Source organism: Enterobacter cloacae complex sp. P6RS (assembly GCF_014982245.1).
Lineage (GTDB): Bacteria > Pseudomonadota > Gammaproteobacteria > Enterobacterales > Enterobacteriaceae > Enterobacter > Enterobacter bugandensis.
In genome coordinates this window covers 250,749-262,645 of sequence record NZ_JADCLB010000020.1, presented here as the reverse complement: position 1 = coordinate 262,645, position 11,897 = coordinate 250,749, and the positions used below count along the sequence as shown (strand labels likewise).

At 55.8% G+C, this 11,897-nt stretch carries 9 protein-coding genes; 4 read left to right on the top strand and 5 right to left on the bottom strand.

The genetic code is table 11. The features are described from left to right. Positions 1-18: 18 nt before the first annotated feature. From INF73_RS14960 to yebS, 4 genes are all read right to left on the bottom strand, one after another. Positions 19-258, bottom strand: a complete 240-nt coding sequence (locus INF73_RS14960; protein ID WP_008500472.1) for a YebV family protein — start codon at positions 256-258, stop codon at positions 19-21. A 105-nt stretch (positions 259-363) separates the two neighbouring features. Further along, on the bottom strand, positions 364-1,812 hold the full coding sequence (gene rsmF, locus INF73_RS14955) for a 16S rRNA (cytosine(1407)-C(5))-methyltransferase RsmF (protein WP_370567538.1): 1,449 nt from the start codon (positions 1,810-1,812) through the stop codon (positions 364-366). A 71-nt stretch (positions 1,813-1,883) separates the two neighbouring features. Continuing rightward, positions 1,884-4,517 carry a PqiB family protein gene (locus INF73_RS14950; protein WP_028013545.1) on the bottom strand — a complete coding sequence of 878 codons (2,634 nt, stop codon included), beginning with the start codon at positions 4,515-4,517 and terminating at the stop codon, positions 1,884-1,886. Then, positions 4,486-5,769 (bottom strand): membrane integrity lipid transport subunit YebS, encoded by a 1,284-nt coding sequence (yebS, locus tag INF73_RS14945; protein WP_193540558.1) that lies wholly within the window; start codon positions 5,767-5,769, stop codon positions 4,486-4,488. Before yebS ends, INF73_RS14950 begins: the two co-directional genes overlap by 32 nt. 132 nt (positions 5,770-5,901) lie before the next feature. Between yebS and INF73_RS14940 the strand changes: the two genes are divergently transcribed. From INF73_RS14940 to htpX, 4 genes are all read left to right on the top strand, one after another. Further along, a complete protein-coding gene (locus INF73_RS14940) occupies positions 5,902-6,399 on the top strand; it encodes a GAF domain-containing protein (protein WP_008500476.1) in 498 nt (165 codons plus the stop codon). 96 nt (positions 6,400-6,495) lie between these two features. Then, positions 6,496-7,182: an RNA chaperone ProQ gene (gene proQ, locus INF73_RS14935; protein WP_193540560.1), complete on the top strand. Its 687-nt coding sequence runs from the start codon at positions 6,496-6,498 to the stop codon at positions 7,180-7,182. A gap of 19 nt (positions 7,183-7,201) precedes the next feature. Beyond that, positions 7,202-9,250, top strand: coding sequence for a carboxy terminal-processing peptidase (prc, locus tag INF73_RS14930; protein WP_028013542.1), 2,049 nt, complete (start codon positions 7,202-7,204; stop codon positions 9,248-9,250). A gap of 193 nt (positions 9,251-9,443) precedes the next feature. Then, positions 9,444-10,325 (top strand): protease HtpX, encoded by an 882-nt coding sequence (gene htpX, locus INF73_RS14925; RefSeq protein WP_010432647.1) that lies wholly within the window; start codon positions 9,444-9,446, stop codon positions 10,323-10,325. Positions 10,326-10,375: 50 nt separating this feature from the next. Here htpX and INF73_RS14920 read toward each other — a convergent pair whose 3' ends face one another. Continuing rightward, positions 10,376-11,749: an MFS transporter gene (locus tag INF73_RS14920; RefSeq protein ID WP_193540562.1), complete on the bottom strand. Its 1,374-nt coding sequence runs from the start codon at positions 11,747-11,749 to the stop codon at positions 10,376-10,378. Between the last annotated feature and the right edge of the window lie 148 nt (positions 11,750-11,897).

Genomic DNA, 11,897 nt, shown 5'->3' with positions numbered 1-11,897 from the left:
GGGCGGGTTCTCTTTAGGTCAGGCAAGGCGCATGACCCAGGCATCGGTTTTACTATCGTAATGCTCGCGGTAAAGAACAGAGTGTTCGCCATCAAGTATCGCCGGGACGCTGGTGTCCGCATCCCATGCATCGAGCTGCATGCACAAATCCGGGTCGGATTTGCAGGGAATACTTAACGTTCGATCGCCTTGTGCTTCGCCGCGCAGTTCTGCGTCGTCGATCTCAAAAGCGCCAATACGCACGCTGGTTTTCGTCATAGTGCTCTCCGGGTCGGTTGTCAAAATCTGGTATGACCAGTATGGGCATCCATTTTTGATCGTAGACAAGGAGAGCAAAATCGCCAGTAAAAAAATGCGCTTTTTTCACGCGGTGCGATCGTTACCGGTAAACAGTCGGCCATCCCGGACCAGTTCGCGTGGATAGCTGTTTTTAAGCCTTGAACCGACCTTTTTGGCCAGCCCCAGCGGGAATCCCTGATAGGTCACCACCACTTCATCTGCGGAAGGCGAGCTGTCAGGATAAACATCGCGGCCACGGTACCACTCTTCGGCTTCCTGGTGCGTCAGGGCGAACGTATTCTCATGACCGGCAAGCGCGATGGCCGCCTCGTGCTGCCAGCGATAGCCTTTATTATGCACTTCCGCCAGGCGGATCCCGATTCGGGAAAAACGGACCTTTCCGATGAGCGGAGCGATCTCTGCCGGGAACAACCATACCTCTTTATCACGCACCCAGAGTTGCAGGCTCTCATCCCAGACCAGACCAACCTTTTCGGCGGCGGCGACAAGCTGTGCTGCATCGCGCCCTTTGAGGGGGGCAAACGGGAAGTTGCCGACCTTGAATTTGGGGGCGGGCAGGGGAGCAACCGCCTGCGTTTTACGCAGGCGCGCCACAAAGAAGCCTTCGCAGTCGTAAATCTGCGGGAACACGTGGAGGAAACCTTCCGGCGTGACCGCCTCCTGTGCCGAGGAAAACAGATCGTTAAGCGGCAGGAACTCGACCGCATCAGGGTATTGCGCTTTCAGCCACAGGCAGACGTCTTCGTTTTCATCGCGGTTTAAGGTGCATGTTGAATACACCAGCGTGCCGCCGGGGCGCAGGGCGTGGAACGCGCTGTCGATCAGCTCGCGCTGCGTGGCGGCGATCTCAAGATTGCTCTCCACGGACCAGTTCTTTAACGCATCGGGATCTTTACGCACTACCCCTTCACCGGAGCAGGGGGCATCCAGCAGGATGGCATCAAACATTTCCGGCAGGGCGGCGCCAAAGACGCGACCGTCGAAGTGCGTAAGAGCGACATTGTGAATGCCGCAGCGGCTGATATTGGCATGCAACACCTTCACGCGGCTGGCGGAAAATTCGTTGGCGAGGATTGCTCCGCGATTGCCCATGCGCGCGGCAATCTGCGTGGTTTTCGAACCGGGCGCGGCGGCGACATCCATCACGCGTTCAGGCGCGTTGCCGTCGGCGAACAGGGCGGCAACCGGTAGCATCGAGCTCGCTTCCTGAATATAAAACAGACCGCTCAGATGTTCTGCGGTACTTCCCAGCGGCACCGCGTCTTCGTCATCGCGGTCGATCCAGAATCCCTCTTCACACCACGGAACCGGCGTAAGCTGCCAGCCGTACGGAGAAACCAGGGCCAGAAAATCCTCGACGCTGATTTTCAGCGTATTAACGCGGATGCTCCGGCGTAACGGACGCTGGCAGGCGGCGATAAAATCGTCCAGCGACAGATGAGAGGGAAGCGCCTCGCGCATCTGCGCCAGGAATTGATTGGGAAGAAATACGGAGTTTTGAGCCACGAGCACACCACAGGGAAAAGTTCAGGTGCGCAGTGTAACATAAAGGCTCCGGTGCGTTGACACCGGAGCCTGTCAGATTAACGCGGCAGGGCCGTTCCCCATTCGCGCCACTCTTTCGGTTCGCTTTCCAGCAGCAGGAAGTGTTTACCCGGCTGCGCCTTCGGCGCCAGCGGCGTTCCCGGCGGGGTGGCAAACGCAATACCGCCGCGGATGAACTGGTTGAAGGTACCGGTTTTCACCACGCCACCCGTCAGGCCGAAGTCCAGCGAATAGCCGGATGCCAGCCAGAACACCGAGTTATTACGCACCAGATGCTGGTAACGCTCGCTGATGCGTAGCGCCACCATCACGCGGTCGGAGAGCGTGCCGAGCGTGAGGCCCGTTACCGTACCCACCTCAATGCCGCGGAACAGCACCGGCGTACCGATGCCAAGCGAGCCCGCTTCCGGCACTTCCACTACAATGCTCAGGCCGCCAAGGTAGCGCGAGTCGGTAATGGTAGCTTCCTGCAGCTCGAAATCACGACGGGCTTTGCCCTGACCGGGCTCGACGTTGATGTAAGGCTGCAGAATGGTGTCGAGATGCTCAACGCCCGCGGCCGAAATCTGTGGGGTCACCACCGAGAAGCGGGAACCCGAGCGGGCGAAGGTCTGCACATATTCCGGATAAAGCACGGCGGTGGCCTGCACCTCGTTGCGCGAGGTGATGAGCGTCAGCTTCTGGATCTGCCCGATATCAATGCCCAGGTAGCGAATTGGCATGCCTTCCGCCAGCTTGCCGGCATCGAACGCATGCAGGGTAATCTGCCCACCCACGGCACGCGCGGCGGTTTCGGACGGGAAGAGAATTCGCTTATCGCCTTTACGCAGGTTCGCGCCCGCGCCGCTGAGGTTATCAAAGCTGATCGCTCCGCGCAGCGCGCGCGAGAGCGGGGAGGCCTGCACGGTCAGGCCGTTGCCGTTAAGCTGCACCTTCGCGCCGCCCTCGGCCCAGAAGACGCTGTTTGGGGTCAGCAGCTTGCGGTACTCAGGCTTGATATGCAGTTCGATATCAAACGCGTCCGCACGCGGGCGAACGGCGATCACCTCTCCAACCTCAAATTTGCGGTAGAGCACCACGGAGCCCGCCTGAACGTCAGGCAGCGTCTCGGCGCTTAAGGTCAGGGTCGTGGTTGGCATATCGCTCAGGCTGTTTTCAATCGCTTTGTCCAGGTTGGCGTACAGCGGGTAGCTGTCGCGAACGGGGCCTTTATTGCCCGGCAAAATGCGAATGCCGCCGTTAACCCATTCGCTGGCGCTGGCGCCGAGGAACTCCACGCCGTCCAGACCCACCTTCACGTCGACGCGGCTGTTCACCACGAACTTACTGTCGCCATGGACGAGGTTGCTGTATTGCGGATCGATAGCTACCGAGAAGCTCACGCCATTTTCGGAGAGCGTTCGCTCCAGCACCTGACCCACCTGTACGCCGTGCAGAATCAGCGGCTGACCGGCCTCAATGCCGTAACTTTCAGGCGCATTGAGCGTAACCGTCACGACGCCCGGTTTTTGCAGCAGCGCTTTATCCGCCGGGGCAATGACGAAGCTATTGCTGGGCTGACCTTCACCGGGGATCAGTTCAAAGGTATTTCCGGTCAGCAGCGTGCTGAGGCTGGCATCGTTCAGAGAGAGTTTAGGGCTGCGCATCTCGATGCGCGTTTTCTCGCGCAGGAGATCGACCACGCTCGGATCGACCGTCATTTCGCCCGTGACCGAGCCGCCCGGATTGAGCGTCATTTTGGTGAGCTGGCCGACCTGCAGTCCCTGGTACATCAGCGGCGTTGACCCCGCTTTCAGCCCTTTGGCATCAGGCAGAACGAGCTTAACGATCACGCCACGCTGGCTGTGCGCCAGGTCGGCGTACAATCCGAAGGTGTCATCAGCGGTGGCTGGGCTTGAGTTTTCCGGGGAGTCAAAGGCAATGGCGCCGTTAACCAGGGCGGCCAGACTCTCCAGCTTCACTTTTGCACCGCTCAGACTCAGGTCGGCATCCACGCCGGACACGTTCCAGAAGCGGCTGCCTTTTTTCACCAGATTGGTGAAGCGACGCTCGATCAGCACATCAATGGTGACGCCCTGTTTATTCGGGTTGATGCTGTAATCGTACACGCGGCCAACCGGAATCTTGCGGAAGTAGACCAGCGAGCCGCTGTTCAGCGAGCCCAAATCCGGTGCCTGAAGATGGATCATCAGATCGCCGTTATTGAGGCGGTATTTCGGCTGCGTATCCAGCGCGACAAAGTGATCCTGCGGTTCACCCTTGCCCGGCATCATGCCGATGTAGTTGCCGCCAACCAGCGCATCCAGCCCGGACACGCCGGCCAGGGAGGCTTTCGGCGTCACCAACCAGAACTGCGTTTCGCTGCGAAGAGCATCCTGCATGTCAGATTTTATACTGACCCGCACCTGAATCTTGTTAAGCCCTTTTCCAAGGGAGATGTCCTGAACCGTACCGACTTCGACCCCCTGAAAACGAACGGGGGTTCGTCCGGCGACGATGCCGTCGGCGGTCTGAAAATCAATGGTGACGGTACTGCCGCGATCTTCATAGCTCGTCCAGATAAGCCAGCCTGCAATCATCAGGGCGATGACAGGCAGCAACCAGAATGGCGAAATGCGGCGTTTAGTTTTAATTCTCGCTTCAGTCGGCGAAGCGGGGGTTTCCTGACTCATGTGCATCCCAAAGTAAGCGGCTATCCAGCCATTCCACAGCAAGAATAGTCAATATCACCGCAGAGCCGAAATAAAAAGCCGCGGGTCCCATAGTAAAAGCAAGAAGCTGGTCGCGATTGATCAGCGACATCATCAGCGAAATCACAAACAGATCCAGCATTGACCAGCGGCCAATCCAGGTGACGAATCGCAGAAGCAGAATACGGGTACGTAAACCTTGTTCACACTTAAAGTGAATGCTGACGAGCAGGGTAAACATCACCACCACTTTGGTAAAGGGAACCAGGATACTGGCAATAAAGACGATGGCCGCCACCCCAACGTTACTGTGCGCAAGGGAGATAATACCGGAGAGGATAGTATCCTCCTGACGGCCACCGTTCACGTAAATAATGGATATCGGCAGCATATTGGCCGGGAACAGAAACACCAGGGAGGCAATCAGTGCCGCCCAGCATTTTTGCAGGCTGTTGTTGCGTCGTAACCTCAACGGTATGTGGCAGCGCGGGCAGCGTCCACGCTTGTCGGGCAACCCGGTGTAATGGCATCCCAGACAGACGCGGAGGTTTTCATCCGGGCGGGTGGCAGGGCGCTGCGGGTAAAAACGCTCCCAAAGCTGCTCAACGTTCAGGTGGATCAGTGTCAGGATGCTGAGCAATACCAGGCAGATAAAGGCAAAAAGCCCGACGCCCGGCTGCAGAAAGGCATAGTCCTGCACCTTGATTGATGCCACGCCCACGCCCACCAGATAGATATCCAGCATGACCCACTCTTTAAGCTTTTCCAGCATCAGCAATACCGGACGCAGGTTCATTCCGAGGATGTTACCAAACCACAGGTAGGCAATGGCTGCAACCAGCACCAGCGGCGCGCCGACAACGCAGAACAGTACCATGGCGGCGGTGAGAGGATCGCCCTGGCTCGTCATCTGCCAGATACCCTGCAGCACGTTGGCGTCAATGCGCATACCAAGCAGGTAAAGCTTCAGAAGCGGTTCGGTCCAGGCAAAGGGCATCAGCAGCAGCATGGTAACGGCCATAGCGGCAAGGCGGGTTAACGACCAGTCGCGGCCGTCACGAATTTTAGCGTCGCAGCGGGGACAAAAGGCGCTTTGGTGCGATTTCATCTTCGGCAACATAAAAAGCGTATCGCACTGGGGGCAACGCTGATAATGTGCACGAGGCAAAGCGTCGCTTACCGTATGGACAGTTATCTTTTTTGTCGGCGTAATTTTGGTTGTTTTTAAGGCCATCAGCTGCGCGCAAATAAGTATTGTTGAACGTTATATTAACTCATGAACGGATTCATCTTGAGCATGAGCGCATTTATTGCTTATTTTAATAGGCTATGCGGTAATTTTGTAAGACAACTAAGTGATTGAATAATGAACAAAACAGAATTCTACGCGGATCTGAACCGCGATTTTAAGGCATTGATGGCAGGTGAAACCAGCTTCTTAGCCACTCTGGCAAATACTAGCGCATTGCTGTTCGAACGGCTATCCGATGTGAACTGGGCTGGCTTTTATCTCCTGGAAGGTGAAACGCTGGTGCTGGGTCCGTTTCAGGGCAAACTGGCCTGCGTGCGTATTCCGGTAGGGCGCGGCGTATGCGGTACCGCGGTGGCCGAGAATCAGGTTCAGCGCGTGGAAGATGTTCATGCGTTTGACGGGCATATCGCCTGTGATGCTGCCAGCAATTCAGAGATCGTTCTGCCGCTGGTGGTAAAAAATCAGATTATTGGCGTTCTGGATATCGACAGTACGGTCTTCAGTCGCTTTACAACCGAGGATGAACAGGGGCTGCGCGAGCTGGTGGCGAATCTGGAAAACGTCCTCGCTGCAACCGATTATCAAAAATTCTTTGCGAGCGTCGCAGGATAATCAACGGATAACGTAGCATTTACTGATAGCGTCATTATAATGACGCCTGTTCATGCCTGCGCTTGTTGGCAACGTCCGTTGTAATCAGGAAATTTCATGGAAAATCAACCTAAGTTGAATAGCAGTAAAGAAGTTATCGCATTTCTGGCCGAGCGTTTCCCGCAGTGCTTCAGCGCGGATGGTGAAGCACGTCCCCTGAAAGTCGGTATTTTTCAGGATCTGGTAGCGCGTGTTGAAGGGGAAATGAACCTCAGCAAAACTCAGCTGCGTTCTGCCTTACGTCTTTATACTTCGAGCTGGCGTTACCTGTACGGTATCAAACCGGGCGCGACCCGCGTGGATCTCGACGGCAACCCTTGTGGCGAGCTGGACGAGCAGCACGTAGAACACGCGCGCAAGCAGCTGGAAGAAGCCAAAGCACGCGTTCAGGCACAACGTGCAGAACAGCAGGCGAAAAAACGCGAAGCCGCAGCGGCAAACGGCCAGGAAGAAGCGCCTCGTCGTGAGCGTAAACCACGTCCTGCGCCGCGTCGTCACGACAATAACGATCGCAAACCGCGTGCAGACAAACCAGCAGCGAAAGCCCCTCGTGCGCCTCGTGAAGAGCAGCGCCATACTCCGGTTTCTGACATTAACGCCCTGAGCGTGGGTCAGGCTCTGAAAGTAAAAGCGGGCAACAACGCAATGGACGCCACCGTACTGGAAATCACCAAAGATGGCGTTCGTGTACAGCTGACTTCTGGTATGTCAATGATTGTACGCGCAGAACACTTGTTGTTCTGAAACGGAGGCCAAGCCTGGCATGAACACTTTTTTTAAGCTCACCGCGCTGGCGGGCCTGTTTGCCATAACAGGTCACGCTTTCGCAGTGGACGATATCACGCGTGTTGATCAAATTCCGGTACTCAAGGAAGAGACGCAGCACGCGACGGTAAGCGAACGTGTAACCTCTCGCTTTACCCGCTCGCACTATCGTCAGTTCGATCTCGATCAGGCCTTTTCGGCCAAAATCTTTGACCGCTATCTGAACTTGCTGGATTACAGCCATAACGTTTTGCTCGCCAGCGATGTCGAGCAGTTCGCTAAGCGCAAATCCGAGGTGGGTGATGAGCTGCGGTCAGGCAAGCTGGATCTGTTCTACGATCTCTACAACCTGTCGCAAAAGCGCCGCTTTGAACGCTATCAGTACGCTCTGAAAGTGCTTGAACGTCCAATGGACTTCACCGGCAACGACACCTTCAATCTCGATCGCAGCAAAGCGCCCTGGCCGAAAGACGAAGCCGAGCTGAACGCGCTGTGGGATGGAAAGGTCAAATACGACGAGCTGAGCCTCAAGCTGACCGGCAAAGATGAAAAAGAGATCCGCGACACGCTGACGCGTCGTTACAAATTTGCCATTCGCCGTCTGGCGCAGACCAACAGTGAAGATGTTTTCTCGCTGGCGATGACCGCCTTTGCGCACGAAATCGATCCGCACACCAACTATCTCTCTCCACGCAATACCGAACAGTTCAATACTGAGATGAGCCTGTCTCTGGAAGGTATTGGCGCGGTACTGCAAATGGATGATGACTACACGGTGATCAATTCCATGGTCGCGGGCGGCCCGGCATCCAAAAGCAAAGCGATAAGCGTAGGCGATCGCATTGTGGGGGTAGGACAAACCGGTCAGAGCATGGTTGATGTCATTGGCTGGCGTCTGGACGATGTGGTTGCGCTGATCAAAGGTCCGAAAGGCAGCAAAGTTCGTCTGGAGATTCTGCCTGCCGGTAAAGGCACCAAAACCCGTATCGTGACCCTGACCCGCGAGCGTATCCGTCTGGAAGACCGCGCGGTGAAAATGTCGGTGAAAACCGTGGGTAAAGAGAAGGTGGGTGTCCTGGATATCCCTGGCTTCTACGTGGGGCTGACAGACGATGTAAAAGTTCAGCTGCAGAAACTTGAGAAGCAGAACGTGAGCAGCGTCATTATCGACCTGCGCACGAACGGTGGCGGTGCGCTGACCGAAGCGGTGTCGCTCTCAGGCTTGTTTATCCCGTCTGGCCCGGTTGTACAGGTGCGTGATAACAACGGTAAAGTTCGTGAAGATGCTGATAACGACGGTGTGGTCTATTACAAAGGCCCGCTGGTGGTCCTGGTTGACCGCTTCAGCGCGTCCGCATCTGAAATCTTTGCCGCTGCAATGCAGGACTATGGCCGCGCGCTAATCGTGGGTGAGCCCACCTTCGGCAAAGGTACTGTTCAGCAGTATCGCTCGCTGAACCGTATTTACGATCAGATGCTGCGTCCGGAATGGCCTGCGCTGGGCTCCGTTCAGTACACCATTCAGAAGTTCTACCGCGTTAACGGCGGCAGTACGCAGCGTAAAGGCGTAACGCCGGATATCATGATGCCGACCGGCACGGAAGAGACCGAAACCGGCGAGAAGTTTGAAGATAACGCGTTGCCGTGGGACAGCATCAATGCTGCGACATTCGTGAAGGCGGGTGATATGACGCAGTTTGGCCCTGAGCTGCTGAAAGCGCATAATGAACGTATCGCGAAAGACCCGGAATTCCAGTACATCATGAAGGACATTGCGCGTTTCAATGCTCTGAAAGATAAGCGGAATATTGTTTCTCTGAACTACGCTCAGCGTGAAAAAGAGAACAATGAGGACGACGCAACGCGTCTGGCGCGTATCAACGATCGCTTCAAGCGAGAAGGTAAGCCTCTGCTCAAGAAACTGGACGATCTGCCAAAAGATTACCAGGAGCCGGATCCGTACCTGGACGAGACGGTGCATATCGCGCTCGACCTGGCGAATCTGGAAAAAGAGAAGCCTGCCGTACAGCCCGCTCCGGCAAAATAATCTCCCAACAGGCACAAGAAATTGTGCCTGTTTCTTTTTGTTCTGCATCCTTCCGTCAGGCTGATTTCCAATTGTGTAAAGTTGTGTCTTTCTGGTGACTTACGCCCACCGGATGCTTGAAAATAGCCGCAATACCCATACGATGTGGGTAATCGCATAGTGCGTTTTGTTAAACTGAGGTAAAAAGAAAATTATGATGCGAATCGCGCTCTTCCTGCTCACCAACCTCGCGGTGATGGTGGTTTTCGGGCTCGTGCTAAGCCTGACGGGAATTCAGTCGAGCAGCGTTCAGGGTCTGTTGATTATGGCGCTGCTGTTTGGTTTTGGTGGCTCTTTCATTTCCCTGCTGATGTCAAAGTGGATGGCGCTGAAATCCGTCGGCGGTGAGGTGATTGAACAGCCGCGTAACGACATGGAACAGTGGCTGATGAATACGGTGGCACAGCAGTCTAAGCAGGCAGGCATTGCGATGCCGCAGGTTGCTATTTACCATGCCCCGGATATTAACGCGTTTGCTACGGGTGCCCGTCGTGATGCGTCGCTGGTTGCCGTGAGCACCGGGTTGTTGCAGAACATGAGCCGTGACGAAGCCGAAGCGGTTATCGCGCACGAAATCAGCCATATCGCCAACGGTGACATGGTGACCATGACCCTGATTCAGGGCGTGGTGAACACCTTCGTTATCTTCATCTCCCGTATCCTGGCGCAGATTGCGGCTGGCTTCATGGGCGGCAACCGTGATGAAGGTGAAGAGAGCAACGGTAATCCGCTGATCTACTTCGCCGTATCGATGGTGCTGGAACTGGTGTTCGGTATTCTGGCGAGCATTATCACCATGTGGTTCTCCCGTCACCGTGAGTTCCATGCGGATGCCGGTTCAGCGAAGCTGGTAGGGCGTGAGAAGATGATTGCCGCCCTGCAGCGTCTGAAAACCAGCTATGAGCCGCAGGAAGCGAACAGCATGATGGCCTTCTGCATCAACGGCAAATCAAAGTCGCTGAGCGAGCTGTTTATGTCTCACCCGCCACTGGATAAACGTATTGAAGCGCTGCGCAGTGGGGAATACCTGAAGTAACGCTAAGTGCTTAAATAAGCCGGGCAGGAGAAGACTCCGCCCGGCTTTTTTTATGCCTGAACGCCGGGTTGGGTCACGCGCAACCCGCTGACGATGGCTGCAAGGGTGGCAAGCGCACCTGCGGTGAGAAGCGCAACGTGGTTGCCGTTTTGCCCGGCAAGGTTAAACATCAGGGCAACCAGCGCCGCACCGGTGCTTTGCCCCAGCAGACGCGCGGTCCCCAGCATGCCGCTGGCACCTCCGCTGCGGTGGCGCGGCGCAGAGGTAATAATGGTGTGGTTGTTGGGGGACTGAAACAGGCCAAACCCGGCTCCGCACAGGATCATGCGCCAGATGATGTCCAGATCCCCTGGCGATGATGGCAGCAGCGCCAGCGCGAAAAGACCTGTTGCCATCACGGCCAGCCCCACCGCGCCCAACAAACCGGCATGTACACGTTCTATTAAGTAACCTGCCAGGGGTGCCATCACCATCGTCGCCAGCGGCCAGGGGGTTAACAGCAGCCCGGTCTCCACTTCGGAACGTCCTATCACGCTTTGCAGGAAGAATGGCAGAGAAACCAGAGCCAGCATCTGGGCGCAGAATGAGCAGACGGAGGTGCAGATGGAAAGCGAAAAGAGGGGAATACGCAGCAGATCGACCGGCAGTAAGGGCACCGGCAGGGAAAGCTGGCGGCGAACAAAGAAGAAGCCCGTCACCAGCAGGGCAACAAGCTCCACGGCGGTTAGCATCAGGGATTGACCCTGCGCAAAACCGCTCAGGGCGGTAATCAGCAGACCAAAGGTGAGCGCATTCATCACCGCGCTTGCTACGTCAAAGCGCGGCATGGTGCTTTTCGGGCCGTTAGCGGGGAGAAATCGCAGGGCAAAGAAGATGGCCACGATACCCAGCGGCACGTTTATGGCGAACAGCCACTGCCACGAGGCGACAGAAAGAATGGCCGCTGCAATCGTTGGCCCGGCGGCAGAAGAGACCGCGACAATAAACGAATTTATCCCCATGCCGCGGCCCAGATGGCGGTACGGATAGATTAGGCGGATTAGCGCCGTATTGACGCTCATCAGCGCCGCGCCGCCAAAACCTTGCGCGATGCGCGCCAGCGTCAGAGTATGCAGAGAGTCCGAAAGGGCGCACAGCAGTGATGTAAAGGTAAATACCACCAGCCCGCACTGATATACCCGACGGTAGCCGAACATATCGCCCAGAAAAGAAAAGGAGAGCAGGGAAACCACAATCGCAATCTGATAGGCGTTAACAATCCATATCGAACTGGCCGGGGAAGCATGCAGATCGGTGGCAATGGTGGGAAGGGCAACGTTCGCAATCGCGCCGTCAAGAACGGCCATTGAGATACCAATAATAATCGTAGCGATAGCGCCATACCGCTGGGGCAAAGGCAGGCCATCGGAAAGGTTTTTTTCCATCGGGGATAAATTGCTCAGAGTGAAATTATTCTCAGGGTAACTATTTTAGCATCGTTAACACCGTTTTATGTCGCAGATTTGTAACGAAGTAAACGCGGATTGATTGCAGGTAACATGACGGGAATTTATAATAAAAACCGGTTCTGAT